This is a genomic window from Kribbella antibiotica (assembly GCF_004349055.1).
GTDB lineage: Bacteria > Actinomycetota > Actinomycetes > Propionibacteriales > Kribbellaceae > Kribbella > Kribbella antibiotica.
Genome location: NZ_SMKX01000009.1, coordinates 34,437 through 59,269 on the forward strand (window position 1 = coordinate 34,437; position 24,833 = coordinate 59,269).

General features: G+C 65.8%; 29 protein-coding genes and 1 tRNA gene. 16 read left to right on the plus strand and 14 right to left on the minus strand.

What is annotated here, in order from left to right; genetic code table 11:
- The first annotated feature begins 125 nt into the window (after positions 1-125).
- From E1263_RS05140 to E1263_RS05155, 4 genes are all read left to right on the plus strand, one after another.
- Entirely contained in the window at positions 126-998 is an 873-nt protein-coding gene (locus E1263_RS05140; protein WP_132165899.1) for a bifunctional DNA primase/polymerase, read from the plus strand.
- 389 nt (positions 999-1,387) lie between these two features.
- Positions 1,388-2,107, plus strand: coding sequence for a hypothetical protein (locus E1263_RS05145; protein ID WP_132165901.1), 720 nt, complete (start codon positions 1,388-1,390; stop codon positions 2,105-2,107).
- Entirely contained in the window at positions 2,104-2,679 is a 576-nt protein-coding gene (locus E1263_RS05150; RefSeq protein WP_132165903.1) for a hypothetical protein, read from the plus strand. The genes E1263_RS05145 and E1263_RS05150 overlap by 4 nt, the downstream gene beginning before the upstream one ends.
- Positions 2,660-3,784, plus strand: a complete 1,125-nt coding sequence (locus E1263_RS05155) for a ComEC/Rec2 family competence protein (RefSeq protein WP_132165905.1) — start codon at positions 2,660-2,662, stop codon at positions 3,782-3,784. The genes E1263_RS05150 and E1263_RS05155 overlap by 20 nt, the downstream gene beginning before the upstream one ends.
- Before the next feature lie 101 nt (positions 3,785-3,885).
- On the opposite strand, the gene E1263_RS05160 is transcribed toward E1263_RS05155, so the two are convergent.
- The 6 genes from E1263_RS05160 to E1263_RS05185 all read right to left on the minus strand — a co-directional run bounded on the left by E1263_RS05160 (position 3,886) and on the right by E1263_RS05185 (position 8,835).
- A complete protein-coding gene (locus E1263_RS05160; RefSeq protein WP_132165907.1) occupies positions 3,886-4,308 on the minus strand; it encodes a hypothetical protein in 423 nt (140 codons plus the stop codon).
- A 73-nt stretch (positions 4,309-4,381) separates the two neighbouring features.
- On the minus strand, positions 4,382-5,161 hold the full coding sequence (locus tag E1263_RS05165; RefSeq protein ID WP_165956477.1) for an abortive infection family protein: 780 nt from the start codon (positions 5,159-5,161) through the stop codon (positions 4,382-4,384).
- A gap of 396 nt (positions 5,162-5,557) precedes the next feature.
- A complete protein-coding gene (locus tag E1263_RS05170; protein ID WP_132165911.1) occupies positions 5,558-6,088 on the minus strand; it encodes a hypothetical protein in 531 nt (176 codons plus the stop codon).
- A 619-nt stretch (positions 6,089-6,707) separates the two neighbouring features.
- A complete protein-coding gene (locus tag E1263_RS05175; protein WP_132165913.1) occupies positions 6,708-7,427 on the minus strand; it encodes a type II toxin-antitoxin system Phd/YefM family antitoxin in 720 nt (239 codons plus the stop codon).
- Between the two features lie 500 nt (positions 7,428-7,927).
- Positions 7,928-8,000, minus strand: a tRNA-Arg gene (locus E1263_RS05180).
- Between the two features lie 16 nt (positions 8,001-8,016).
- On the minus strand, positions 8,017-8,835 hold the full coding sequence (locus tag E1263_RS05185) for an NAD(P)H-binding protein (RefSeq protein WP_132165915.1): 819 nt from the start codon (positions 8,833-8,835) through the stop codon (positions 8,017-8,019).
- 91 nt (positions 8,836-8,926) lie between these two features.
- On the opposite strand from E1263_RS05185, the gene E1263_RS05190 reads away from it, so the two are divergent.
- Complete coding sequence (locus tag E1263_RS05190) at positions 8,927-9,349, plus strand: winged helix-turn-helix transcriptional regulator (protein ID WP_132165916.1); 423 nt, start codon at positions 8,927-8,929, stop codon at positions 9,347-9,349.
- Between the two features lie 4 nt (positions 9,350-9,353).
- Here the strand turns inward: E1263_RS05190 and E1263_RS05195 are convergent, their stop codons facing one another.
- The 4 genes from E1263_RS05195 to E1263_RS05210 all read right to left on the minus strand — a co-directional run bounded on the left by E1263_RS05195 (position 9,354) and on the right by E1263_RS05210 (position 12,707).
- Positions 9,354-10,655 (minus strand): S1 family peptidase, encoded by a 1,302-nt coding sequence (locus E1263_RS05195; RefSeq protein WP_238161082.1) that lies wholly within the window; start codon positions 10,653-10,655, stop codon positions 9,354-9,356.
- Positions 10,656-10,747: 92 nt separating this feature from the next.
- Entirely contained in the window at positions 10,748-11,359 is a 612-nt protein-coding gene (locus tag E1263_RS05200; RefSeq protein ID WP_132165918.1) for an META domain-containing protein, read from the minus strand.
- Positions 11,356-11,850 (minus strand): SigE family RNA polymerase sigma factor, encoded by a 495-nt coding sequence (locus E1263_RS05205; protein WP_132165920.1) that lies wholly within the window; start codon positions 11,848-11,850, stop codon positions 11,356-11,358. Before E1263_RS05205 ends, E1263_RS05200 begins: the two co-directional genes overlap by 4 nt.
- Before the next feature lie 236 nt (positions 11,851-12,086).
- A complete protein-coding gene (locus E1263_RS05210; RefSeq protein ID WP_238161083.1) occupies positions 12,087-12,707 on the minus strand; it encodes a hypothetical protein in 621 nt (206 codons plus the stop codon).
- A gap of 174 nt (positions 12,708-12,881) precedes the next feature.
- Here E1263_RS05210 and E1263_RS05215 point away from each other — a divergent pair, with 174 nt between their 5' ends.
- Genes E1263_RS05215 through E1263_RS05220 form a run of 3 tightly spaced genes read left to right on the plus strand, consistent with a single transcriptional unit; the run spans position 12,882 to position 14,347 of the window.
- Positions 12,882-13,574: a hypothetical protein gene (locus tag E1263_RS05215; RefSeq protein ID WP_132165922.1), complete on the plus strand. Its 693-nt coding sequence runs from the start codon at positions 12,882-12,884 to the stop codon at positions 13,572-13,574.
- A gap of 9 nt (positions 13,575-13,583) precedes the next feature.
- Positions 13,584-13,727: a hypothetical protein gene (locus E1263_RS42545; protein WP_165956478.1), complete on the plus strand. Its 144-nt coding sequence runs from the start codon at positions 13,584-13,586 to the stop codon at positions 13,725-13,727.
- Positions 13,724-14,347: an alpha/beta hydrolase gene (locus tag E1263_RS05220; protein WP_132165924.1), complete on the plus strand. Its 624-nt coding sequence runs from the start codon at positions 13,724-13,726 to the stop codon at positions 14,345-14,347. The genes E1263_RS42545 and E1263_RS05220 overlap by 4 nt, the downstream gene beginning before the upstream one ends.
- On the opposite strand, the gene mscL is transcribed toward E1263_RS05220, so the two are convergent.
- The 3 genes from mscL to E1263_RS44210 form a co-directional block, all read right to left on the minus strand.
- Positions 14,344-14,739: a large conductance mechanosensitive channel protein MscL gene (gene mscL, locus E1263_RS05225; RefSeq protein WP_132165926.1), complete on the minus strand. Its 396-nt coding sequence runs from the start codon at positions 14,737-14,739 to the stop codon at positions 14,344-14,346. The two genes, E1263_RS05220 and mscL, sit on opposite strands and share 4 nt — an antisense overlap.
- Positions 14,740-14,824: 85 nt before the next feature.
- Positions 14,825-15,436, minus strand: coding sequence for a Flp pilus assembly protein CpaB (gene cpaB, locus E1263_RS05230; RefSeq protein WP_132165928.1), 612 nt, complete (start codon positions 15,434-15,436; stop codon positions 14,825-14,827).
- Positions 15,437-15,492: 56 nt separating this feature from the next.
- Complete coding sequence (locus E1263_RS44210; protein ID WP_132165930.1) at positions 15,493-15,852, minus strand: FmdB family zinc ribbon protein; 360 nt, start codon at positions 15,850-15,852, stop codon at positions 15,493-15,495.
- A gap of 185 nt (positions 15,853-16,037) precedes the next feature.
- On the opposite strand from E1263_RS44210, the gene E1263_RS05240 reads away from it, so the two are divergent.
- Complete coding sequence (locus E1263_RS05240; RefSeq protein ID WP_132165932.1) at positions 16,038-18,581, plus strand: penicillin acylase family protein; 2,544 nt, start codon at positions 16,038-16,040, stop codon at positions 18,579-18,581.
- Between the two features lie 12 nt (positions 18,582-18,593).
- On the opposite strand, the gene E1263_RS05245 is transcribed toward E1263_RS05240, so the two are convergent.
- Positions 18,594-19,142: a 5-formyltetrahydrofolate cyclo-ligase gene (locus tag E1263_RS05245; protein WP_132165934.1), complete on the minus strand. Its 549-nt coding sequence runs from the start codon at positions 19,140-19,142 to the stop codon at positions 18,594-18,596.
- Positions 19,143-19,209: 67 nt separating this feature from the next.
- Here E1263_RS05245 and E1263_RS05250 point away from each other — a divergent pair, with 67 nt between their 5' ends.
- The 7 genes from E1263_RS05250 (at position 19,210) to sepX (ending at position 24,805) form a co-directional block, all read left to right on the plus strand.
- On the plus strand, positions 19,210-20,601 hold the full coding sequence (locus tag E1263_RS05250; protein ID WP_165956479.1) for a UTP--glucose-1-phosphate uridylyltransferase: 1,392 nt from the start codon (positions 19,210-19,212) through the stop codon (positions 20,599-20,601).
- On the plus strand, positions 20,598-21,092 hold the full coding sequence (locus E1263_RS05255; protein ID WP_238161084.1) for a GNAT family N-acetyltransferase: 495 nt from the start codon (positions 20,598-20,600) through the stop codon (positions 21,090-21,092). Before E1263_RS05250 ends, E1263_RS05255 begins: the two co-directional genes overlap by 4 nt.
- Before the next feature lie 10 nt (positions 21,093-21,102).
- A complete protein-coding gene (gene glp / locus E1263_RS05260; RefSeq protein WP_238161085.1) occupies positions 21,103-22,329 on the plus strand; it encodes a molybdotransferase-like divisome protein Glp in 1,227 nt (408 codons plus the stop codon).
- Positions 22,326-22,805 (plus strand): cyclic pyranopterin monophosphate synthase MoaC, encoded by a 480-nt coding sequence (gene moaC, locus E1263_RS05265; protein ID WP_132165938.1) that lies wholly within the window; start codon positions 22,326-22,328, stop codon positions 22,803-22,805. Before glp ends, moaC begins: the two co-directional genes overlap by 4 nt.
- Complete coding sequence (locus E1263_RS05270; RefSeq protein WP_132165940.1) at positions 22,802-23,290, plus strand: MogA/MoaB family molybdenum cofactor biosynthesis protein; 489 nt, start codon at positions 22,802-22,804, stop codon at positions 23,288-23,290. The genes moaC and E1263_RS05270 overlap by 4 nt, the downstream gene beginning before the upstream one ends.
- Entirely contained in the window at positions 23,290-23,907 is a 618-nt protein-coding gene (locus E1263_RS05275) for a GNAT family N-acetyltransferase (protein ID WP_132165942.1), read from the plus strand. Before E1263_RS05270 ends, E1263_RS05275 begins: the two co-directional genes overlap by 1 nt.
- Before the next feature lie 97 nt (positions 23,908-24,004).
- Positions 24,005-24,805, plus strand: a complete 801-nt coding sequence (gene sepX / locus E1263_RS05280) for a divisome protein SepX/GlpR (protein WP_132165944.1) — start codon at positions 24,005-24,007, stop codon at positions 24,803-24,805.
- Positions 24,806-24,833 lie beyond the last annotated feature (28 nt).

The following is a 24,833-nucleotide window of genomic DNA, read 5'->3' on the forward strand; positions in this document are numbered from 1 at the left end:
GAATCGTGAGAAAGGTGCGCAAGTTCGGCCCGACCTGCTCCTGGAGCTACCCCGCTTCGCTCGACCGGGCTCAGGCCCAACTGCGAGAGCCTCCGGCTCCAGACGCCGATCAGGAGGTGTGACCGATGGGAGAGCAGTCTCGACTGGGACGGCTTGGCCGGATGGCGTCGTGGCACGCCGCCCGCGGGCTGTCCGTGTTCCCACTCAGCCCCGCAACGAAGATCCCCGCCCTGGAGAAGGTGAACTGGCAGGACGTCGCGACGACCGACCAAGCTCAGATTGAGCAGTGGTGGCGCGCTGCCCCCTACAACATCGGTGTCGCTACAGGTACGTCTGGTCTGCTGGTCGTCGATCTCGACATGCCGAAGAATGCCGGACAGGTAGTGCCTGATCAGTGGCGAAGCAGCGATGTGCACAGTGGGTACGACGTACTTGTAGCGCTCGCAGCCAAGGCCCACCAGGAGCTGCCACGGACGTGGAAAGTAACCACGCCGTCGGGAGGTATGCACCTGTACTTCCGACAGCCTGACTGCTTCGAGCTCGGCAACAGCGCCGGCCGACTCGGCTGGAAGATCGACACCCGAGGAATCGGCGGTTACGTCGTCGGTTCTGGGTCGGTAGTTCGGGGTCAGCGTTACCGGGCTGCCATGATCCGGCGGCCGGTGCCGCTTCCCGACTGGATTGCCTCGCGGCTCGCGTCGCCGATGAACCAGAGCAGCCGCCGCAGCGTTCAACCTGGACGGTACGGGCATACCTACGGGCTCAAGGCGCTTTCCAACCACCTCGAAAAGCTGCTCGCCTCGGCGAATGGCCGACGCAACGATGACCTGAACTTTGCCGCCTATGCCCTTGGCAAGGTGGCCGCCCGTGGGGCGCTTGAACCCGGCACCATCCGGGACGAGCTGCTCGCTGCGTCGCAGCGAATCGGGCTTGGCCGGCGGGAAGCGGAGCGGACGATCGAATCCGGCCTCGAGGCGGGACTTCAAAGCAGGATTTAAGTGTTTTTGCGGGCCGCTGCCGGGGAGCTACAGCCACTCGAAGGGCTGGACCGGGCCATATCGCTGGAGGCCTCCCATGCCTGCTGGTGGCGGCCCGCCAGCCGTTTCACGCGGTTCGGTTGCGGCGGAGGGCAGGCGGTTAGCCGTTACTGACTGCCTGTGCGGCGTCCATTCGGTGGCGGGTTCAACAGGGGCAGCCACGATTTCCAACCACAGGGCCATCTGTCCGGCCTTCCCGTGGTGACATTCCCGTCTCGTAGCGCGTGCGTCGGCCGATGATCAGCACTGAGGGCGTCCACATGACGCTCAAACCGAGACACCCAGCTCTCGGTCGTGGCAACATGGCAGCATGTTTCCCCACCACCGCCGCCGATAGGAGTTGACGCTACGTGCCGACGGTGCCTCTGGACAGTGACAGCCTGACCATCGTGGTGAAGGGTCATTTCAAGGCCGCGATCTTCTCTCCTGCGTGGTTGTGGAAGCAGGAGCTGATCGGGCCAGAGGAATACGAGGCTGCAGTGGTCGAGATCATCTCGCCCGATGTCGCCAAGTTCAGTTGCTTATGGCTGAATTGCCTTATCACCGGGGATACGTTGCAGTTCGGCACTAACGACAATGACGAATTCGAGCGCGTCAGAGACGCCGTCGTCGGCGTGCTACGCATTCTCGATCAGACGCCAGTCGGTGCGCTCGGCATCAATAGAGCAGTAGGGTTCCATGTGGAAACGATTTCCGAATGGCATGCTATTGGGGACGCCTTAACACCGAAAGTGCCGTGGGAAGAAGTCCTTAAACTCCCTGGCATGTCCAATATCGCTATGTGGGGTGTGCGCGAGGATCTCTATAAGGGGCGAGTGGTGATCGCCGTCGAGCCAGCGGGCGAGCGCGGTGTTTCAATCATCCACAATGATCACTACGACCTGACCATGGTAGAGAGTCAGGCTACAAGCCGAGATGATCCTAACCTATATAACGCGGCATTGATGGGTACGGCCACGCAAGAGAAATTGCCTGTAGCACTGGAAATCCTACGCGACAGCTTTCAAGCTTCAATATCGCGCTCAACGCAGGCTGTTAGTCATATCTTTGCAATTGGGGGGAAGAAATGACCGTTGTCAATGAGAGAACCGGGGTGGCCCACCCGACCATTCTCACGGGGCCAGCAACCTCGTCGATTCTCGAACAGCTCGTTGCTGACTTTGGTGATCAGGGAAAGTTTGAGACAGCGACCGCTCCGGCTCACATCGAGCGAATTTCCGACACAGGGAGCATTGACTCCCAGATCGATGCGCCGAAAGCAGCGCGGAAGATACTGGCCGAGTCTAGGGGGCGCCGGGCATCTGCTGCTTCGGATGTTGTGGTCACTGGGATGGAGAAGTGGGAAGGGAGGGTAATCAGTGTCGAGGATGGGCTATTCACGGCCGAGCTGACGCCCCTCGACGACACCGGTGGGCCGGTCGTTCATGCTGATTTCAATATGTCGAAGATTGCTCCCGAGACGGTCGAAGCCGGTGATGTGGTCTACGTGACAGTGAGAACAGTCAGACAGCGGGGTGGGTTGACCACTACCACGTCTGCCATACGCCTCAGACGACTTGGTGTGTGGACTTCCGAAGAGCTCGACGGCATCCGCGCGCGTGCCGCTAAAAGGGCAGAGAGCGTTGCCAAAAGCTTCAGGTGATCCGCTAAAGGCGGGGCTGCCGGATTCCGGTGAGATCGAGGTCTCAATCTTCGGCCCAGGCAAAGGTGAGTCGATCCTGGTCCACCTGGGCGCGAATGAGTGGATGGTCGTCGATTCGTGTCTGAATCAATCTGATAAGTCGCATCCGACGCTGGAGTATTTGCAGGGTCTCGGTGTCGACATCGCAACGCAGGTTGTGCTGGTCGTTGGAACGCATGCGCATGACGATCATATCGCAGGCTTAGCGGCCGTGTTTGCTGCTGCCAAAGGGGCAAAATTTGCCGCGTCGGCAGCCGCAACAACTGAAGAATTTTTTGCGCAGATGGAAGTAGATCTTACGATCGAGCCACATTTGCGAAGCTCAATTCGAGCTGAATACGCGGAGATCCTAGCTGAGGTCGATCGGCGAGTCGACGCTGGATTGTACGCCATGGCGCGCCGCGAACTATGGATTCGCAATAGCGGCTCTAGTGGCCCAAGTGGTCGAGTCGTCGCCTTATCGCCGTCGGACACGGCCTTCAAGAGGGCGCAAAAACGGTTGGCTGCTGGTACGGCCAATCTTGACGATCGTGTAAAGCTTTCTAAAGGTGACCCTAATGAGATGGCCGTCGCTCTGTGGGTGGAGGTCGGAAATCAGGTGGCACTGCTGGGGGCAGATCTTTTGAAGGGACCTGCTGGGTGTGGATGGGGTGCAGTTCTCAGCGATCTCAAGTCGCCGTTCTGGACGCCGACAGCGAAGGCGTCATTGTTCAAGGTTCCCCATCACGGTGCGCCCAATGCTCATCATGACGGTGTGTGGAATGACATCCTGGAGCCGGAGGTCGTGGGTGTGATGGCGCCCTATAGGGCTGGCGTGACACCCCGCCCGGCCCCGGACGATATTCAGCGAATCCTTGCCCTAACGCCACATGCTTTCATAACCGCAACACCGACAAGACCTGAACCGAAGGCGGTCAGGAAGACCGCAGCGAGCCTGAGGGAGTTAACCGCCTCGGTTCGTGAGCCGTGGGGGGTACCCGGCCATGTGCGAGCTAGGAGGCGAGATGGCGCTGCCGACTGGACGGTCGAGACCTTCTGGCCAGCCCGGCACCTCTCTCAGGTCTAGGTGCGCTCCGCAGCGCGGAAGATCTGACAGGGTTGGTCCAGGCATGAATTCGTAGAGGCCTGAGCTGCCTCTACGGCTGCTGGAGCCTCATTCGCTACAGATCACGACGCCTTGTGCTCAGTCAATCTGACCGGTGGTACGCCTGAGTGCCGCCATGACCAGGCGAACGTCGCCCACACGCCGGCGAGGTAGGCCGCCCGGCCGATGTCGCCCGGGTTCTTCACTTCAGCCTCGGCTGCCAGCGCTTCGGTCTCGATCAGCTCGGCGTAGGCGACGCTTTTCCGCCCAGTGATCGGCGACGCGACGTTGTCGAGAAGCCCCGTTTCGGCCGACCGGGAGAAGCCGTTCGCGATCCAACGGCACGCGCTCTGCACGCCTGCCACGAAGTCGCTCGGACTTCCGGCAGCCACGAGTTCGTCGCCTCGGGCCTCAGCGGCCAGCCAGACAGCCGAGAACTCCTCCCCTGACACCCCTCGCAGGTTGTCCTGCCGGATCCCGTCGAGATCGAACCGCGTGAGCTCCATGCCACAACACGATCCCAGACCCCACGGACACTTTCCAGACCCCGTAGTCGGCGCCGAGTTGGAGCAGTAGCGGTCAGAACAGTGGAGGCTGTACGTGCGCGGCCAGCCGCCGCAAGGCCGCGTGTTCGCCGGTTGGCCGGACCACGATGCGGGATAGGACGAATCGGTTCAACGCAGAGGTCTCTGCGGCGTCGGCGGCGATCTTGCCCTCTTCAGTGCTGGTGACGATCCGGTTCACCAGTTCTTCCAGGTCAGCCATGCACTCTGGGATCGGGTCGAGTGCCATCAGGGCGTCGCGGAGCGTTTGGTCTCGGACTGTATGGCGCTCGTCTGGATCGAACAGCAGCCCCTGGGCGAGGCCAATCCGGTAGTCAGGTGTCCACATCGCCTCGGTGTCGTCGCTCTCCAGGCATGCGATGACACCGCCGTCTCGTATGACGAAGGTTCCGCTCGCCGCTCGCTGGCCAACGGCGACTCCGAGCGCTCGCTGATGTCGGGACTCAAGGTTCGGAAGGTTCGCTGCTTCCAGCCGCCGGGCAATCCCACCTGCGCGGAACATTGCCCGATCCTCGACAAGGTCGCGAATCAGCGACTCGGGGCGACCTTCGGAGAATAGTCCGAGACGACGCAGCGCCCAGCGGACCCAGATCAGTCCGCCGTCGAGCGCGAGGTCGACCATCTCATCGCGGATGCGAGGCTGCCGTGCCCGACCGTGACCGCCACCGAAGTGGTTGCGGACGTTGCCGAGGTTCCTGGCCATCTTGCTCGCTTGAGTCGCAAGCTTGCCGTACTCGGATTCGTAGGCGACATGGTGGCCAGGTTGTTTGGCGAGCAACTCGTGAGCGTGGCCCACAATCGTATCGAAGGACGCCTTTGGGTCAGCCGGCTGCCCCGCGATGTCGAGCGTGACCCTAGCCACCGACTCGACCAGGCACTTAACGTCTCCGATGGCTTGAGAATCGTCCTCGGCTTCGAGTGCCCGGTGAAGGCGATCCACCTCAGCGGCGATGCTGAGCCAGTGCTCCTCCCCGAGATACTGCGGTCGCTTGACCTGAAAGCGCTCATACCGCCCTGCTGACAACGCTGCTCCCTATCTGAGTCGGCATCTAGCTCTTGATCAGCTTGTGTTTATGGACGCTGCCTGCAGCGACTCGAAGTAGTTCTTGTTGGCACCCACTCTGCATTCCCCCAGGTGTGACGATTTAGGTACCGAGGATACGAGTTGCGCTACTCGCCGGGGCGCGCCCGGCTAGGCCGCTGCGGCGCCGGGAAGACCGAGCGTCTCGAGGACCTGGCGAGCGCACCCGCTCTCCAACGCCGGATGCTTGCCGGTGTCGGGGCAGAACATCACCGCGACCAGGCGCACCTTGAGCGACACGGTCGCCAACGGCGCCAGCGCCGGCCCCAGGGTCAATATGGCTACTCGACCTGCCACCATCGAGGCAGCCTTGCTCCGCAATGGGCCCCACCCGGCCTTGGTGCACCCGTCGTACACCTCGTCGGCGACCATGCCGCCGATGTCGCCGAGCTCGTCGAGCATGTCCGCGACCTCGGACAGGATCTGGCACAGCCAGTGCCGCCGCCCGGCCTTGCGGCGGCGTGGCTGCTTCTCCCACAGCCGGTCCCACGCCTTGTCAGCGACGATCTCCTGCACCACGGCGTAGAGCTGTGCCGAATCGTCAGGGGACCGCTGGATCACTTCAGCCAGTACGTCGACCGCGGCCCGCGCAGGGCGGCCGACGATCTCGAATGTCTTCGATTCCGTGTAGCTGCTGGCCATTGACCGGTACAGGTGCGCACCGACCGCGCCGTGCAGACTTCCTCCGCACGAACACTTGCACCGCGTTGACGTTGATTCCGAGCACGCTCGACCGTGGGACATGGCGAATCCTCCTGAAGGGCACCACCTGGATTGTTGTCACGCATCGCTGTGACGCGGCTACATTCAGTGTGGTTCCAGACAATTTCCGGCGCATGCCCAGCGCGCGGCGCAGCTACTCAGCGGGTGCGCCCGTCTCCCTGACCGCCCCATTCTCTGACCAGCCAGGCCGGCGGCAAGGGTGCTCCGCATCCCCGGTCGGGGATCGAGCGCAGCTCGACCCTTGCCTCCGCCCCCGATCCGGTTCAGGAATCGGCGACTATCAAGTAGAAAGGAGGGAGGTGTGGTGACCGTGCTCGGCTCATGCCGGCCGCGCCTCTGGGTCGCAGTATCTGCGGGACCGCGTGGGATCAATCGTGGTGCGAAACGGTGTAAATCGCATCGACCCGGAGTGACTCAGGCGCCAAGTCAATAAGACTCCTGCGACTCAGCGGCACTCCTGAAAATGCCATCACACCCCCTTTTAATCCGCGGGCTCCGTAGTGGCGTCACTTGAACGATGTCTCGAGCGCGAGGCCTGCTACAGAGGTGTCGACGGACTTTGACCGCCTGCTACGTTCACAGGCTTCTCGCTGAGCTGCGCGTACCTTGCGGCACTCACGAGGACGGCTTCGGTGCGGCCATCTCGTCCAACTGAAACTGGATCGGTCGCACCCGCATGGAATTGCTTCAGTACTCGCCTGAGGTTGGTCTGAAACTCGGCCATAGAGATGGGCGCCGGCAATGGCGGCAGTTCCGTGGGCTTCGGTGGGTGACGCCACCGCCACACAGCGAGCGCCCATCCCAACAGCGCCACCAGGGCAGTACCGATGCCGAGGAGTCCGTTCGCGATCTCCTTCGTCCAGCTCCATCCAGTCTTGACAGTATGCGACGACGTTGACCCGACGTTGACGTGAATAACTTGCCTGGTGTTGTCGTAGATGACCTGCTCACCGGACTCATTCAGCACCGCAACGACCAGGTTCAACGTGAATTTGCCGGGCCGCTTTGGGCGAACCTCCCACGACCACTGCCCATCCATTGTTGGGCCCAGGGTCCGCTCCTGGCTCGTCAGCGGCGTTATCTCGCCGGGAAGGCTGGGTCCGGACAGGGTGATCTTGACCCGAGACCCCACGCGCTGATTGGTGTTCTTGACCGGCGCTTCGCCCCCATCGACTGCGGCCTGGATGATCTGCGGGCAAAGCCCCATGAGGAGGTGCACATCAACCCAGGTCGGCCGATCAACAATGGTGTCAAGCACCTTTTGAGGCGTCTGCAAACATCCCGCGCTCAGTGCTGGAACGCTGGGCTTCACGGACGGTGACCCGCCTGGAGTAGTGGGCCGCACGGACGGTGACCCGCCCGGAGTGGCCGTGGGGGTCGGGGTGGTGGTCGGAGGATCGTCTTGGGTTGCGTTGCGAAGGTTAAGAGCAGCAACTGCGATAGTCGAAAGTCCGCAGACTGCGAGCAGGGCAATCATCCAACGCCGCGGAATCGTCCCCATAGCAGCCCCCCTGCTGAAGTAGACAGCAATGGTACGGCCGTGTCCGTCTGGCTGGGCACTCTGCGCGCGTCGCAACGGCTCCCTGCTGACGAAAGGGCCCGGCACGCCGCGGGCCTCTTCGAGGCCACAACACAAGCAGTCGGAAGACCTTCAATTCACTCCAGCTCACTGCGACCCACTGGGTTTGGCCCCACGCTTGATGCTTGTTCGCGGTTGCTCGTCAGACGACCATTCGTCTGACCTGCGCTTTCAGGCTGTGCCCCCAGCAGGATTCGAACCTGCGACGCACGGTTTAGGAAACCGACGCTCTATCCCCTGAGCTATGGGGGCGCATTGCGGAGACAGCTTAGCGGAGGCTCACGGGCCGCAGGGCGTGGGCGGTGTTGGCGGCGACGGTGATCGGGTCTGTGGGTGGTCGGTCCAGGAGCGAAGCGAGGTCGGGGCTGGCGGTGTTGAGGAAGCCGTGGCGGATGCTGGTGGCGATCGAGGTCAGCATTGCGGGCTGGAACGGCAAGAGGCTCGCGTCGGAGAGCAGCCGGGAGCGGTATTCGGTGAGGCCGACTGCTCGGTGGGTCACGCCGAGCCGGGTGGCGACATCGTCGGCGCTGATCGGGTCGCCGACCAGATCGTAGGTGGTGTTGGCATGCGCGCTGGGGGCCTGGGCGATGGTGGCTGTCACCGCGGCCAGGTCCGTTCGCGCCACCGCGGCCAGGCGGCCTGAGCCGAACGGCGATTCCAGGCCGTCGGAGCTCCAGGAGATCAGGGCGCCGAACAGTTCCGCGTACAGGCCGTTTCGGAGGATGGTCCAGGCGAGGCCGCTGGTCTTGATCAGTTGCTCGGTGGATCGGTGCGCGAGTGCAAACGCGAGATGATCCCCGGCGCCGGTGAGGCTGGTGTAGATCACGTGACCCACGCCGTCCCGGACCGCGGCTTCGAGCACAGCCTGATGCCGCGCAATCACCAGGTCGTCCTCGGCGTACCCGGCCGAGACGAGGACCAGGGTGGTGATGCCGGCCAGGTCGAGGGTGGCGGGATCGTCGAAGTCGAGAAGGCGCTGCCCATCTGCCGGGGTGCGAGTGCCTCCGACGGCCCGAATTCCCCGCTCAGCCAGCTGTGCCAGCGTGAGTGATGCGAGCTGTCCGCTCGCTCCGGTCACCATGATCATAGAAGTTGCCGTCCTCACAGGTTGGTTCTCATCAGTAACTACCCTGGAGATACTGGACGCCCGATCGCGCGTCCCACAAGGAGGCAGTTCCGTGTCAGTGAGGCACACCGAAGTAACCGTCGGCGCTTCCGATCTCGATCCCTGCGGCAAGGTCGGTCACCCTGATTGCGGCATCCGCGATGTTCTGGATCGGGTCGGAGACAAGTGGTCGGTCCTGGTCATCGTCGAGCTGGCGAACGGTGTACGGCGGTTCCGGGAGCTGCAACGGGCCATCGACGGGATATCCCAGCGGATGTTGACGCTGACGGTCCGCAGGCTGGAGCGGGACGGACTGGTGGTGCGCACCGTCTACCCGACGGTTCCGGCGCAGGTCGACTACCGGTTGACCGAGACAGGCACGAGCCTGACCCATCTCGTCAAGGCACTGGCCGACTGGTCTCTCGACAACCGGGCAACCATCGCCGAGGCCCGCCACAGCTATGACACCGAACACCCAGACAACGACATCCGCTAAGAGGTCAGCCGGTGAGGGCGCGGACTCCCAGATGGCCGGTGATGGAGGCGTAGCGCTCGGCGTAGAGGGTGGTGCAGCGGGAGGAGGTACAGCCGGCGCCGGCGAAGGTGATGCCGCGGATGGTGGCGGTGGTGGAGCTGGGGCGGCTGTAGACGGGGCCGCCGGAGTCGCCGCCCATGATGGCGATCTGGCCGCCGCGGGTGGCGCGGATGACGTAGGTGGTGCAGCCGTCGACGTCGCAGTACTTGGCTGAGGTGGAGCGGACGGTGAGGCCGCAGAGTGAGGTGCTGAAGCTGCCGGACTGGCAGATGACGGCACCGACGCCGGGGTCTGCGCCGCCGGTGACGGTGCGCTTGGAGGCGGAGTCGCCGGGGCCGTCGGTCCAGATCCGGGGGCCGTAGCTGCTGCCGGTGAGCAGCGACTGGTCGTAGTCGGGGTAGTTGGTGCGGACCGACGTGGTGCCGTAGAAGTTCGAGCCGGACTTCCACTCGGTCCCGACACCGCCGCAGTGGCCGGCGGTGACAGAGCCTCGCTTGCCATCGGAACGCCGTACGACGGAGAAGCCGGCCGAGCAGTTCTTCGAGCTGGACGAGATGCGGGCGCCGCCCCAGTGACCGCCCTTCGGGGTGTCACTCAGCCGGGAGGTGCGCTCGAGGCCACCTGCAGTCACCTGTACGCCGGTTAGTCCGCGCAGGCCCTCGACGGATTCGGGGGAGGTGCTGGCCTGGTCGTACTCGACCACGATGTTCTCGCTGGCCGGGTCGAGGTCGGCGGCGAACGTGGTGCGGTTCGCGTCATCGGACCAGGCGCGGGCGCCGACTGTGTTCCACGCGTCGGCGATGGCCTTGGCCGAGCGGCAGCTGCGCTCCACGCCGACCATCTGCTTGCCGGCGGCCGGCACGTTCTTCGAGAGGGCGGCCCTGACCTTCTTCTCGTTCAGGACCTGGGTGTCGACGACGACCTTGTATCCGGTCGACGCCGTACCGATGACGCCGATCACGCCCTGGCTGAGCCCGAAGGGCAGCCCCGACGTCGGGCGGCCGGTGGCGTCGAGCGGCTCCAGGGCGCGGACGGTGACGCCGATGCCGTCGGCCATGGTCTCGCCGAGCGGGCGCGGATCCGAGGACGAGGTCGGCTGGGACAGCCGCTTCGCCATCGCCGCGCTCGCGCTCGGACCGCCGTGCGAACAGGCTGTCTCGGTCGTCGCGCCTGCTGGTGGACGTCCGGACGCAGTGGCGGTGAGGCCGACTGCGAAGAGTGAGACTGAGCCAAGGGCCAGCAGAGGGACGGTGGCTGAGAGTCGCACAAGGCTCCTTTATCGGTGGACGACCTCGGTCAATCGTCCGCGCAAAGACTCCGCTCAGTCAATAGGTTGTTACCGTCCGCAAGCAAATTTGACTACCGTGCGCGAGCGTATCTGGCAAGCTCGTGACCGTCCGCAGCAGCGAACGTGAGCGTGTCCGCGGTGACCTCGATCCGCTTGGCGGACTGCAGGACACCGGTGTGCGGAACGTTCTCGCAGCCGATCATGTGCTGCGGGCCGCTCTTCGCGGCGAACTCGCCCCGCTGGCCGATCGTGAACGTGCCCTGCAGCGGGTTGCAGCCGTCCGAACCGGACCAGGTGCCGTCCGCCTTGAAGACCAGAATCGGGTCGTCCGGCCGGGCCGACTTCAGCGACTTGGTCCCGGTGATCTGGGTGGCCCGCCACGTCCCCGCGATGGTCTTGGCCGAGAGTGGCTGGACTGCAGCCGTGGTCGGGTTGCTGCTCTGCGGCATTCCGGGAGCGGCCACCGGCGGCTGCTCCGGCGTGTTGCCGCCGGTCAGCGCGAAGCCGGCAATGGCGACAGCGGCCACTGCGGCCGCGGCCACACCGGAGACCATCCAGGTCCGGCGGCGGGCCTGCTGAACTCCGGTCGTGGCGCGGTCGGACAGACCCGTCGCCTGCGGCACGGAGGCTGCGGCGCGGTCCAGCGTCCCGCGCAGGTCATCCTCAAGATCGGGGTTACTCACGACAACCTCTCATCAACACGGTTGGACTGCCTGGTCTGCCTGAGCGTGGCCAGCCCGCGGCTGGCCGTCGACCGGACGGAGGACGGTTTGATGCCGAGCAACTCGGCGATCGTGCGGTCGTCCAGGTCCTGGTAGTAGCGCAGCACCAGAACGACCCTCTCCCGGGCCGACAACTCCTGCAGGGCATGCCAGAGGTCGTCGGAATCCACGATGCCGGTGGCGGGATCGGGCACCGTGCTCTGCGGGTCGATCTCGGCGGTCGGCGCCTCCGTGAAGGAGCGCCGGCGCGTCATCGACAGATACTCGTTGACCAGGATCCGCCGCACGTAGTGATGCGGATCGTCGGCCTTGCGGACCTTGCGCCAGGAACGGAACGCCTGCATCAGCGCCGTCTGCGCCAGGTCCTCGGCTCGTTGGTAATCGCCCGAGACCGTGAAACCGAGCCGCACCAATTCCTGTCCGCGCGCGGACACGTACTCCTCGAACTCCACTCGTCACTCCCGGGCTGGGCGTACAACACCTCACATCTATTAGATGCATCGAGGGGCCCAGAGTGCTGCACAGGTGCTGCATTCGTTGCCGCACAGTCTGATCTCACCGTGCTGAGATCAAGCGGTGCCCAGAGTTGAACGCACAGAGGTGAACGCGCGGTCCAGACCGGGTGAACCGGTCTGGACCGCGGTGTGACCCGGTCCGGACGGCTTCGGGGGGCGCGTCCGGCGCCGGGTCAGCGCAGGCCGAGCGACTTGATCAGCTCGGGGGATGCCTGACGCGCGGCCGGCAGGGCGCCAGGCTTGCCCGGTCCCTCCAGCGAGGTCGCGAGCAGGCGGCGGCAGCCGAAGGCTTCCACGGTGACGGAGAGCACTCCGCGGTCGTTGTCGGTGAATCGCAGGACCCAGGTCGGTCCGAGTTCCTTGGTGCAGAAGGCCGGCTTCTTCGCGACCGGCTTCGAGGCGTTCACCAGCGCGAACAGCTCGGTCGCGTGGGCCGCGGTCCGCTTGGTGGTGACGTTCGCGTAGACCGGGCCGGTGGCGCCGGCGTCGTACTGGCAGACCGTCACGGAGACCGGATGGAACAGCGACTTCGCCGGTCCGGTTCCCCAAGTGACCTTGTCGGCCGCGGTCTGCACCGACGCGATGGTGTCGGGGCAATCCATGCTGGGCGTGCTGCTCGGCGCCGAACTCGGTGTCGAACTCGGGCCGGAGCTCGGCGGGTTGGTGGTCGGCGTACCGGTGGGCTGGGCGGCGGGCGGGGACGCGGAGTTCTCGGAACCGCAGGCGGCGGTCATCCCGAGAACTGCCACGACGAGCGTCGCACCGATCAGGCCCCGTGTCCGTAGTGCACTCACGACTGGGTCCTTCCGGTTGGCAAGGCCCCCATGATGCTCGACAGGGGTCTCACAGCGGGCGCCAAACCATCACGGCGGTGTGTTGTTCAGGTCACGCCCAGGGATCGTGGGACAACCGAGGCGGACCTGTAACGCGCACGCGCTGTACCCGATTGCGGACTACGATGCTGTCCCGTGGGCCGCAACGACAACAGAGCCGGTACGGCGCAGCGCGAGCGCGACGAGTGGCAACTCGGCGTCGACTGGGCGCGCTGGCTGCTGGCCGGGAACCATCCGCAGCCGTTGACCATCTACGGTCTCGTCCTCGAACCGGGCGAGGTCGCATATGTGAACACCCCGGCGCACTACGCCCGGTTGTACCGGGGTAGCGGTCGCTACACGACGAGCGGCGGTTTCATCATCGGCCACCCGGCCCTGGTGGTCGGTGCGCTGGCGGCCAACGCTGCCGTCAATGCCAGCCGCAAGGCCGCAGCGAAGCGCAACACCGAGCTGATGTGGCGAGACCTGCAAGAGGTTCCGACCGTCGCGACCAACTACCGGATCCTGTGTCAGCTCCCGGGCCGTGGCTGGTTGAGCTTCTACTACAACTCCGTTCAGGAGTTCTATCCCGATCCTGCGAACTGGCGGATCACCTTCGGGTTCCAGGAGGCGGAGCCGTTGCAGCTGGCCGGCCTGGCGTCGCCGACGCTGGCCGTGCTGACTGCGTGGTGTGTGCTTGGAAGCGACCGCTGGCATGGTGAACCGGGAATTCAGCCGCTGCTGCAAGCTGCTTACGCCCCGCAGATCGACCCGAATGCGGTGGTCGGCGAGGTCGTTGACGAGGAACGTCGTCAGCTCGACACCGGAGAGCCCCCGCAGGCTCGGTAACCTGGACCCATGACAAGCCCGTACGAGGACGATGAGCCGGTGCTGCCCGACCAGACCCGTGACGACGACCCGCGCAGCTGGGGTGAGAGCGACTCCGGTAGTGACGACGACGATCGCATCCTGCGCGAGGTCCCGCCGCACCACGGCGGATGACCGCCACCGTTCTGCTGATTCACGGCGGCCTGTGGGAACCCATGGACGCCCAACGGTTCTGGGGTGCGCCGGGCATCACTGACGGACTCACCGCTGCCGGTCTGACCGTGCTCGCCCCGGACCGCCCGAAGCATCCGGGCAGCTGGGACGTCGAGTTCGACGCCCTGAGTGAACTCCTCACGAACCGCGCCGAACCGGTCACGATCGTCGGCGCATCCAACGGGTGCACTGTTGCCGCGCGGCTTACGTTGGCCTACCCCGATCTCGTCGACCGCCTCGTGCTCGCGTGGCCTGCCACCGCTGGTGACGCCGAGGTCGACACTCTGACTCTGGCCGGCCTGCTGGGCCGCGGTTGCACACCCGGCGACGCCGCCCGGCTTCTGGCTGGTGACACTCTTCGCGGTACGACGGACGCCGAGCTGGCCGGTCTGGCCCGGCTCCCAGTCGCCGTTCTGCCGTCGCTGATGGAGAACCCGATGCACCAGCGCGCAACGGTCGACGCCTTGCTCCAGTTGGTCCCGGGAAGCCGGGAGCTGTCCGGCTACCCGGAACCACCGCGCCCCGACTTCCCGCCGTACCTGGACCAGTTCGTCCGGTCGATCGTGGAGTTCGTGAACTAGGAGGAGCGCCGCTGCAGCGCGTCGCGGATCTCCACCAGCAGTTGCTGGTCGGTGGTCAGCGGCTCGTCAGAAGGTGCCGGCTCCTCGCCGCGCTTGCGACGCTCGGCCAGCTTGTTGAGCGGGAAAATGATGAAGAAGTAGATGGCTGCGGCGACGAACAGGAAGCTGAGCAGCTCGTTCAGGATCAGGCCGATGTGGAACTCTCCCTTGCCGATGGCGAAGTTCCCGACGCCGCCCAGATCGGGCTGGCCGAAGATCGCCGCGACCAGTGGGTTGATGAAGTTCTTGACGATGGCGTCGATGATCTTGCCGAACGCTGCGCCGATGACGACGGCGACCGCGAGGTCGACGACGTTGCCGCGCATGATGAATTCTTTGAAGCCCTTGAGCATTGCAGTGCCTCCACGAAGCCGATGGTGTACTTCGGTCAACGTAGGACTGCACCGCAGGTCACGCGAGGCCACGCGCCGCAGGCGATCAACTCGTGTCCGGCGTCAGGGCCACGCTGATTCTCGAGTTCGTTGTGGCCTGGGCCAGTTTGCCGGCCACCGCTGGGGACACCCCCACCACGATCAGAGCGCCGGTTGACCGCGAAGCCGGCAGAGCGATCACCGGTACGGCGTGAGCCACCCGCCCAGCCGTGGCAGTCGCCGTACTGGTCCCGGCGTAGAGGTCGATGCGGTCGCCGACCCGGAGTAGAGCGCTGACGGCGGCATCGTCGATGCGGAACGGATAGGCGACCGACCCCGATGGAACGAGGCCAGGGCCGAGGAAGCGCGCGTCGGTGAGAGGCTCGCCGGATCTGACCGGCCCGCTCAGCACGCGTGTGGCCAGGTCGGCGCCGGGTTTCAGCGCTCCGGTCGGCACAGCATCTGCCGGCAGCTCGAGTGATCGAAGATCGCCGGGATCAGGCGGGGCTCCGCCGGGAAGGTCGCGGGCGGCAGCCAGAACGGCCACCGTCGGGGGAGCGGCGGGAGCAAGAGAAGTGAGGCCGAAGTAGACGGCTGCCGCTGCGGCGACACCGGCGAGAAGACGCCGGTGCCAACGAGCGGCTCGGGACAGGTCGCGGAGGAACGAAAGTTGCTTCATGCCAGAGAAAGTACGAGTTTCTCCGGCCCTGCTTTCAGTTGTCCACAGGCCAAAAATCAGGCAGCGCTGGTGGAGCTGGACGAGCTTGACGACGAGGAACCGCCCGAGGACTTCGACGACCCGGAGTCCGAGGACGAGGAGGTGGACGACGTGCTGGAGGACGACTCGGACTTGCTCGACGACGACTCCGACTTGCCCGACGACGACTCCGACTTGGCCGGGATCGTGCTCGTACCGCTCGAGCGGCTGTCGTTCCGGTAGAAACCGGAGCCCTTGAAGACAACACCCACTGCGTTGAAGACCTTACGCAGCGTGCCCTGGCAGTTCGGGCAGACGGTCAGCGCGTCGTCGGTGAAGCTTTGCCGCACCTCGAGCGCCTCACCACAGTCGGTGCACTGGTACTGGTACGTCGGCACGGTTTTGGTTCCCTTCAGGCCGCTGGCACTCCTACTACTCGACTGCTAATAATGCGTCAGCGGCCCGAAGTATTCCAAACTTCACGCTCAACTCCGCCTCACAACCGCCTCGGGAACGCAGAGCAACGCAAAGTTCAGGCCGACCCCATTTGGGCCCCGGGTCCGCATTCTCTACGGTTGGGTCCGTGCGTCGCCTGCTTCGAGCCGTCATCATCTGCGGTATAGCGCTCACCACGGTCCTTGTGGTGATCGCTGGTACTGCTGTCTTCGTGGTCCGCCACTCGTTCCCCTCTTACGACGGGACGATCGAGCTGGCGGGTCTGGACGCCGATGTCGAGGTGGTCCGGGATGCCAACGGCATCCCGCAGATCTACGCCTCCAACCCGGCCGACCTGTTCGCCGCGCAGGGCTATGTGGCCGCGCAGGACCGGTTCTTCGAGATGGACTTCCGCCGGCACGTCACCGCGGGCCGGCTGAGTGAGCTGTTCGGCGCGGACGCGCTGGAGACCGACAAGTTCGTCCGCACGCTCGGCTGGCGCCGGGTTGCGGAGAAGGAGCTCGGCCTGGTCAGCCCGTCCACCCGGCAGTATCTGGACGACTACGCCCGTGGTGTGAACGCCTATCTGGACAAGCACGCCGGCTCCGGCCTCAGCCTGGAGTACGCCGTACTCGGTCTGAGCCCGAATGGCCGTGGCTACCGTCCGGAGCCGTGGACCGCAGCTGACTCGCTGGCATGGCTGAAGGCGATGGCGTGGGGCCTCGGCGGCAACATGAGCGAGGAAATCAACCGGACCAAGCTGCTGGCGACACTGCCGTCGAAGAGTGTCGACGGGCTCTACCCGCCCTACCCGTACGACCGGAACGAGCCGATCCTTCCGGCCGCCTCGGTCGCCACGGACGGCAAGTTCAGCGCCACGCCGCCGACCGGATCTGAGCTGCGGCGCGGCATGCTGACGCTGGACCTGCTGAAGTCCCTCGACTCGGTGGAGAAGGTCGTCAAGGGCCTGCCGCAGCTGCTTGGCCAGGGCGAGGGCATCGGCTCGAACTCGTGGGTCGTGTCCGGTGACCACACCACCAGCGGGAAGCCGCTGCTGGCCAACGACCCGCACCTGGGCGCCACCATGCCCGGTGTCTGGACGCAGGTCGGTCTGCACTGCACCAGCGTCAGCCGCGCCTGCCCGTACGACGTCTCCGGCTTCAGCTTTGCCGGACTGCCCGGTGTGGTGATCGGCCACAACGGTGCGATCTCCTGGGGCTTCACCAACCTCGACCCCGATGTCCAGGATCTCTACCTGGAGAAGGTCGAGGGGGACAACGTCCTCTACAACAACCGCTGGAAGCCGCTGACCAAGCGCGAGGAGACCTTCCAGGTCGCCGGCCAGGACGACCCGGTGAAGATCACTGTGCGGGAGTCCCGGCACGGCCCAATCATCTCCGACCTCGATGACAAGAGCACCGAGACCGGCAAGCTGGCAGCAGAGCGCGAGAAGGTCGCCAAGCCGTACAGCGTCGCCTTGCAGTGGACCGCGCTGCGCCCGGGCAAGACCGCCGACGCGCTGTTCGCGATCAACCGCGCGCAGAACTGGGACCAGTTCCGCGATGCCGCGAAGCTCTTCGACGTCCCGTCGCAGAACCTCATCTATGCCGACACCGAGGGGCACATCGGCTACCAAGCGGCCGGCCAGGTCCCGATCCGCAGGGTCGCCAGCGGGAAGTGGCCGGTCGCCGGCTGGGACCCGAAGAACGACTGGGACGGCTACATCAAGTTCGACTCGATGCCGACCGAGTTCGACCCGGCTGACGGCATCATCGTCACGGCGAACCAGGCCGTGGTGCCGAAGACCTACCCGTACTTCCTGACCGACAGCCGGGACTACGGCTACCGCTCGCAGCAGATCCTGGACCGGATCAAGGCGGCCGGCACACTGGACGTCGCCAAGATGGCGGAGATCCAGCTCGACACCAAGAACCGGGCCGCCGAGATGCTCGTGCCGTCCCTGCTCAAGATCGGGATCAACGACGCCTTCGATCGGCAGGGACAGGACACGCTGAAGGGCTGGGACTTCACGCAGCCGGCCGACTCCGCGCCCGCGGCGTACTTCAACGTCGTCTGGCGGAACCTGCTCGCGCTGACCTTCCACGACCAGTTGCCGAAGGAGGCCTGGCCGAACGGCGGGTCGCGCTGGGTGGAGGTCGTGCACACCCTGATCGGCCAGCCAACCAGCAGCTGGTGGGACGACCTGCGGACGCCGCAGAAGGAGAGCCGCGACGACATCCTCCGGCAGGCGCTGGTGGATGCCCGGACCGAGATCACCAAGAAGATGGCCCGTGAACCTTCCAACTGGAAGTGGGGTCAGCTGCACACGCTCACACTGGAGAACCAGACCCTGGGCACCTCCGGGATCGGCGTGGTGGAGAAGCTGTTCAACCGCGGTCCGTACGAGCTCGGTGGCGGCGCATCGATCGTCAACGCAACCTCCTGGGACGCATCCGTGGGCTACGAGGTGACCGCGGTGCCGTCGATGCGGATGGTCGTCGACCTGTCCGACTTCGACAAGTCACGCTGGATCAACCTGACTGGTACGTCGGGCCACGCGTTCTCGAAGAACTACACCGACCAGACCGAGCTGTGGGTCAAGGGCGAGACGCTGCCCTGGGCGTTCACCCGTGGTTCCATCGAGGCAACGCGTAAGCACACGCTGACCTTCACCAGCAAGCCCGAGCGGTAAGTCAGCACAGCGCTAGCCGAGCGGAAGCAGCCCGGTAGGTGTGAGCGCCGCATGGACCAGATGGTCGTGCGGATCGGACGGTAGGGCGTCGACAACCTCGGAGTCGTAGACGGCCGCCCAGATCGGCGTACCGGTGGTGACGCGGGTGAGTGCGCGGTCGTAGGAGCCCCCGCCGCGGCCGAGCCGGACGCCGTCGTGTGCAACGGCCAGGGCCGGGCAGATGACCAGGTCGGCGGTGCTGATCGCCGCCGAACCCAGATCGGTTCGCGGCTCAGACAGTCCGAGCCGGCCGGGGACCAGGTCGGCTGCACCGGGCGCGATACCCCAGCCGAGGTCATTGTCGGCGTACAGGATCGGTAGCAGGACCTCATGGTTGCCGGAGAGCAGCCAGTCGATCAGTGCGCCGGTCTTCGGTTCCGGGCCCATCGAGACGTACAGGGCGATCCGCCGTGCGCTCTGCACGGCCGGGAGTGAGCGGGCACTTGGCAGCAGGTCCCCCGCAGGCCTCGCAGTGCGGGCGGAGAGGAAGTGCTGACGCGCAACGGCCTTCGACGCGAACACGGCTTGATAGTAGGCGGGCGTGACGCGGTTAACACTGCGATTGGCCCGTGTCCCCTAGGGTTGCTTCATGAGTGAGGCGGGGTTACAGCAGGCTCAGGAGAAGATGCGGGCGGCCGGTACGGCGGAGGTCGCTATTCGCGTGTTCACGCACTACTACCGGTTGCTGGAGTCCGGACAGCTGGGATCGATCCGCGAGGAAGACATCGATCCGGTTGGCGATCTGCCGCATCTGGACCACCTGGACCCTGAGCCTGACGCGATGCGCGCCGCACTGGCCGAGACGGTGGTGATCAAGCTCAACGGTGGCCTCGGTACGTCGATGGGTGTCACCGGACCGAAGTCCGCGCTGCCGGTCAAGGACGGTCTGAGCTTCCTCGACATCATCGCCCGGCAGATCCTCACCACTCGGCGCCAGTACGACGTACCGCTGCCGCTGGTGCTCATGAACTCCTTCCGCACCAAGGAGGAGTCTCTGCAGATCCTGAGCGAGTACGACGGTCTGGCGGTTGACGGTCTGCCACTGAGCTTCCTGCAGAACATGGAACCCAAGCTCCTCGCGGATGACCTCACGCCGGCCGAGTGGGACGCGGATCCGGAGCTGGCCTGGTGCCCACCGGGCCATGGCGACCTGTTCACCGCTCTGGTTGCTTCCGGGACGCTGGATGCGCTGCGTGAGCGCGGTTTCCGGCATGCGTTCATTTCGAACGCCGACAACCTCGGTGCGACCGCGGACCCGCGGATCGCTGCCTGGATGGCCGAGCATGAGGTGCCGTTCGGGATGGAGGTCTGCCGGCGGACCCGGTCCGACCGCAAGGGCGGGCATGTGGCCGTCCGTAAGTCAGACGGCCGCCTGATCCTGCGTGACAGCGCACAGGTCGCGGAGGGGGAGACGCAGTTCTTCCAGGACGTCACCCGGCACCGCACCTTCAACACGAACAACCTGTGGATCGACCTGGATCGCCTGGCCGACCTGATGGACGGCCACGACGGCATCCTCGGGCTGCCGATCATGGTGAACCGCAAGACCGTCGACCCGGCCGACCCCACTTCGCCCAAGGTGATCCAGCTGGAGACCGGGATGGGGACGGCGATCGAGATCTTCGAGGGCTCGCAGGCGGTGATCGTGGATCGCAGCCGGTTCAAGCCGGTGAAGACCACCAACGACCTGCTCGTCCTGCGCTCGGATGTGTACCAGCTCGACGACGCCGGGGACCTCACCACCACGCACGACGGCGACGAGCCGTACGTCGATCTGGACCCGGAGTACTTCAAGATCCTGGCCGACTTCGACAGCCGGTTCCCGGTTGGTGCGCCGTCGCTGGTCCGGGCGGACCGGCTCGAGGTGCGAGGCGACGTGGTGTTCGGCAAGGATGTGACGGTGATCGGTGAGGTGGAGATCGAGGCGGCTGCGGGTGAGCGGCGGCTGGTCGCGGACGGCACGGTTCTCGAAGGCTCATGAAATACCCCACCGCCCCGATGGACGACCTGCTGATCCGGCCGCTGGAGCCGTACGACACCGACGATGCTGCGCAGGTCTGGTGGCGCTCGCGGCATGCGCCGGGGGCACAGCTACCGCCGGCGATCCACACCGCTGAGCAGGTGGAGACGTGGTTCGCCGATGTCCTGCTGCCGGATGCGCAGACCTGGGTGGGGCTCGACGACGGCCGCATCGTCGCCGTACTGACGCTGGACGGCGACGACCTCGACCAGCTGTACGTCGACCCTGAGCTGGCTGGTCGTGGCATCGGATCGACACTGGTCGACTTGGCCAAGGACCTGCGGCCCGGCGGGCTTGCGCTGTGGACCTTTCAGACCAATCTGAAGGCCCAGGCGTTCTACCGCTCACACGGTTTCACTGAGGTACGTCGTACCGATGGCGCGGCCAACGAGGAGCGCGCACCGGACGTCCGGATGGTGTGGGGTCAGCACCCGGAAGGCGCCACCGACTAGGGTCAGCCTGGTGAAGCGCAGCGTTGAAGAGCATCTGGAGGCCGTGCTCGGGCGGGTGACCGCACTGCCGGCATTCGACCAGCCGCTGATGGAGGCGCTGGGTCTGGTGCTCGCTGAGGACATCGTCTCCGGCGTGAGCCTGCCTGGGTTCGATAACTCGGCCATGGACGGGTACGCGGTCCGGGCCGAGGATCTTGCCGGTGCGACGGCGGAGTCGCCGGTCACTCTGGCTGTGGTCGGTGAGCAGCGCGCAGGTCGGCCGGAGCCGACTATGGTCACGCCAGGCAAGTGCATCCGGATCATGACTGGTGCGCCGATGCCGCGTGGCGCGGACAGCGTCGTACAGGTGGAGTGGACCGACGGTGGCACGGTCAACGTGCGCATCGAGAAGCAGCCGGCGCTTGGCCAATCGGTACGGCGGTTCGGTGAGGACGTGAAGGCCGGCGAGCAGGTGCTGGAGCGGGATACCTTGCTCGGGCCGCGACAGATCGCCGTACTGGCTGCTGTTGGCCGGGCGCGGGTCAAGGCGCGTCCGCGGCCGCGAGTGGTCGTAATCTCCACCGGGTCCGAGCTACGCGAGCTGGGTGGCGCCCTGGGGGATGGGCAGATCTATGACTCGAACAGCTACACAATGGCGGCGTGTGCACGAGCCGCTGGCGCAGAGGTGTACCGCGTCGGAGTTGTCGACGACGACGCGAAGAAGATCATGGACACCCTGATGGACCAGCTCTCCCGTGCGGACCTGGTGATCACCACCGGTGGGGTCAGCATGGGCGCGTACGACGTGGTGAAAGAGGTGCTGGCCAAGACGGGCACCGTGGACTTTCCGTCGGTCGCCATGCAGCCGGGGAAGCCGCAGGGCTTCGGAGTGCTCGGTCCTGATGAGGTACCGATCTTCACGCTGCCCGGGAACCCGGTGTCGGCGTACGTCTCCTTCGAGGTGTTCGTCCGGCCGGCCCTGCGCAAACTGATGGGCCTGATGCCGTACCAGCGGAGTCTCGCGCACGCAGTGGCGCTGGACGAGTTCAAGTCGCCCCCTGGACGGCGACAGTTCGTCCGAGCAGCGGCCAGGCTAGGTGACGAGGGCTGGATGGCCAGTACAGTCGGCGGGCACGGCTCACACCTGCTCGGCGGGCTGAGCCGGGCGAACGCCCTGATCGTGGTGCCGGAGGACGTGACGTCGGTCCGGGCCGGTGACCAGGTAGAGCTGTTGCTGCTGGACGAGGAGACCCGATGACGCAGGACCGGGGGCTGACCCACGTCGACGAGACGGGGGCGGCGCGGATGGTGGATGTGTCCGCCAAGGACACCAGCACCCGACGGGCTGTTGCCTCTGGCAAGGTTCTGGTCTCGGCTGAGGTGGTCGAGGCGCTGCGCGGTGATGGTGTCCCCAAGGGTGATGCACTCGCCGTCGCACGGATCGCCGGGATCATGGGGGCCAAGCGGACGCCGGATCTGGTTCCGCTGTGCCACCCGATCGCGATCACCGGTGCGAAGGTCGACCTCGAGGTGGCGGACGACGCCGTACTGATCACGGCGGCGGTGAAGACCACTGACCGGACCGGTGTCGAGATGGAAGCACTGACCGCGGTGGCCGTGGCTGGGCTCGCTGTGATCGACATGGTGAAGGCGCTGGACCCGGCGGCCGTGCTGTCCGACGTGCGGGTCGAGCGCAAAGAGGGTGGCAAGACCGGTCTCTGGGAGCGGTCGTGAAGGCCCTGGTGGTGAGCGTGTCCAACCGGGCCGCTGCTGGCGTCTACAGCGACACCACTGGACCGTTGATCGCGGAGCGGTTGGGCGAGTGGGGTTTTGAGGTGTCCGGCCCGCAGGTGGTGCCGGATGGTGCGCCTGTCGGAGAGGCGTTGCGTGCGGCGGTCGCTGCGGCGTACGACGTCGTACTGACGACTGGTGGCACGGGAATCTCGCCGACGGACCAGACCCCCGAGGAGACGGCTGCGGTCGTCGACAAGGTCATCCCGGGGGTTGCGGAGGCAATCCGGGCCTATGGCATAGCGAACGGCGTACCGACTGCTGCACTGTCGCGTGGGCTCGCCGGAGTCGCCGGTACGACGGTCATCGTGAACCTGCCGGGATCACGTGGCGGGGTGAAGGACGGCCTCGCCGTACTGGAGCCGTTGCTGAAGCACGCGGTTGAGCAGGTGCGCGGTGGGGACCATGTGCGGACGGATACCGACTGATGGCGATTGTGCACTGGCCTGTCGAGCTGCAGCACGGACAGGTCGCGCTCCGACCCCTGCGCGCTAGTGATGGCGGCGAGTGGGCCGCCGCTCGGCAGCGCAACGTCAGCTGGCTACGGCGATGGGATGCGACCCAGCCGCCCGGAGCGGAGGACGGCGCGCGCACCTTCCGCGCCATGGCGCGTGACTGGAACCGGCAAGCCCGGTACGGCCGGATGCTGCCCTTCGTCATCACGTACGGCGGTGCTGCCGGGGCAGGGGCCCGGGCGAAGTGGCCGCTCGTCGGCCAGCTCACCGTCTCCGGCGTCACCTACGGCTCGGCCCGTTGGGCGAACCTCGGCTACTGGGTCGACGAGCAGTACGCCGGTCGCGGCATCGTGCCGGCCGCCGTCGCACTGGCCGCCGACCACTGCTTGTTCACGCTCGGACTGCACCGCATCGAGGTGGCGATCCGGCCGGAGAACAAGGCCAGCCTGCGCGTGGTGGAGAAGCTCGGCTTCCGCTACGAAGGGGAACGGCCGCGGTTCCTGCACATCGACGGGGACTGGCGCGATCACCGCATCTTCGCGCTCAACAGCGAGGAAGTCGGACCAGGTCTCGTTGCGCGACTGCAATGATCACGCTCCGTACTGTTCACATCAGTCACAGGAGTCTTCTTGCGACACACCGCGCCACGTACCCCATCTGAACCGCGCTGGGTCTTAGCGTCGTCGCATGGGGACGACGGGACTGATCTATGTGGCGATCGTCGCCGCATGGGCTGCGTACCTCGTCCCGATGATGCTGAAGCGAGGCGACGAGGCCAGGCGCCGCATATCGGTGCCGTCGACAGCTGACGCCCGCGTCCTGTCCAGGGACCCCTCGACGACCCGGTACGTCGTCCGTCCACCAGGGCCGGTGGATGCGCCTGACGCCGAGGCTGCCGACGACCTGTCGCCACCGAAGCGTTACGTCCCCAACCGAGCCCGCCGGGTGGCCGCTATGCGCCGCCGGCGGGTGCTGTCGATCCTGACCCTTTCACTGCTGTCGGTCACCGCACTGGCCGGCCTCGGCATGCTCCTGTGGTGGACCGTCGCGATCCCGTCGGCACTGATCGTCGGCTTCGTGATCCTCACCCGGGTCCAGCTCCGCCGCCAGGCCCGCGACCGCGCCCGCCACGCAGCAGAACGCCGTACCCGCGAGCAGGCCCACCACGACCGCGGCCCCGCCGGCAAGCCCGCCCCGTCACCCGACGACGAGCTCACCATCGAGGTCAAGCTCCCCGCCGAGCCCGCACCGGTCGTCGAGAAGCCCGCCGCGTCCACCGAAGGCCTGTGGGACCCGGTCCCCGTCACCCTGCCCATGTACGTCATGAAGGAGAAGGCCCCGGACCGCACGGTCCGTACCATCTCCCTCACCGACGACGAGGTCTTCTCCAGCGCCCGTACGACGGACCCGTCCGAGAAGCCCCTGATCATCGAATCCCCGGCCGCCGTGGTCGAGGAACCCGAGGTCAAACGAGCCGTCGGCGACTGAGTATCCGGTTTTAGAGTCCGGGGTCGAA

Excerpts from the sequence above, each read along its gene's own strand:
- E1263_RS05150 (WP_132165903.1), top strand. The coding sequence starts at position 2,104 with ATGACCGTTGTCAATGAGAGAACCGGGGTGGCCCACCCGACCATTCTC.
- E1263_RS05185 (WP_132165915.1), bottom strand. The coding sequence starts at position 8,835 with ATGATCATGGTGACCGGAGCGAGCGGACAGCTCGCATCACTCACGCTG.
- E1263_RS05220 (WP_132165924.1), top strand. The coding sequence starts at position 13,724 with ATGACCGCCACCGTTCTGCTGATTCACGGCGGCCTGTGGGAACCCATG.
- E1263_RS05160 (WP_132165907.1), bottom strand. The coding sequence starts at position 4,308 with ATGGAGCTCACGCGGTTCGATCTCGACGGGATCCGGCAGGACAACCTG.
- E1263_RS05250 (WP_165956479.1), top strand. The coding sequence starts at position 19,210 with ATGAGTGAGGCGGGGTTACAGCAGGCTCAGGAGAAGATGCGGGCGGCC.
- E1263_RS05275 (WP_132165942.1), top strand. The coding sequence starts at position 23,290 with ATGGCGATTGTGCACTGGCCTGTCGAGCTGCAGCACGGACAGGTCGCG.
- E1263_RS05140 (WP_132165899.1), top strand. The coding sequence starts at position 126 with ATGGGAGAGCAGTCTCGACTGGGACGGCTTGGCCGGATGGCGTCGTGG.
- moaC (WP_132165938.1), top strand. The coding sequence starts at position 22,326 with ATGACGCAGGACCGGGGGCTGACCCACGTCGACGAGACGGGGGCGGCG.
- E1263_RS05170 (WP_132165911.1), bottom strand. The coding sequence starts at position 6,088 with ATGGCCAGCAGCTACACGGAATCGAAGACATTCGAGATCGTCGGCCGC.
- cpaB (WP_132165928.1), bottom strand. The coding sequence starts at position 15,436 with ATGAAGCAACTTTCGTTCCTCCGCGACCTGTCCCGAGCCGCTCGTTGG.
- E1263_RS05255 (WP_238161084.1), top strand. The coding sequence starts at position 20,598 with ATGAAATACCCCACCGCCCCGATGGACGACCTGCTGATCCGGCCGCTG.
- mscL (WP_132165926.1), bottom strand. The coding sequence starts at position 14,739 with ATGCTCAAGGGCTTCAAAGAATTCATCATGCGCGGCAACGTCGTCGAC.
- sepX (WP_132165944.1), top strand. The coding sequence starts at position 24,005 with ATGGGGACGACGGGACTGATCTATGTGGCGATCGTCGCCGCATGGGCT.
- E1263_RS42545 (WP_165956478.1), top strand. The coding sequence starts at position 13,584 with ATGACAAGCCCGTACGAGGACGATGAGCCGGTGCTGCCCGACCAGACC.